Source organism: Sulfitobacter sp. HI0129, assembly GCF_001635395.1.
Taxonomy (GTDB): Bacteria; Pseudomonadota; Alphaproteobacteria; order Rhodobacterales; family Rhodobacteraceae; genus Sulfitobacter.
Genome location: NZ_LWGH01000159.1, coordinates 1 through 270 on the forward strand (window position 1 = coordinate 1; position 270 = coordinate 270).

Consider the following 270-nt stretch of genomic DNA (forward strand, 5'->3'; position numbering starts at 1 on the left):
GAGACGCGCTTTCATACCATCGTGAATTCCGTCGATCAGATGATCTGGTCGACCCGCCCTGACGGCTTTCACGATTTTTACAACGATCGGTGGTACGAATATACCGGCGTGCCCAAGAATTCGACGGACGGGGATGCCTGGAACGGGATGTTCCATGAGGAGGATCAGGAAAGATCCCGGCGTATCTGGCAGCATTCACTGGATACGGGCGAACCCTACGAGATTGAGTACCGCCTTCGCCACCGCTCCGGCGCCTATCGCTGGGTGCTG

1 protein-coding gene is annotated in these 270 nt (G+C 57.0%); it reads left to right on the top strand.

Features of this window, described 5'->3' with window-relative positions; translation table 11 throughout:
- A partial coding sequence (locus A3764_RS01440) for a PAS domain-containing protein (protein WP_150122041.1) occupies positions 1 to 270 on the top strand: 270 nt, incomplete at both ends.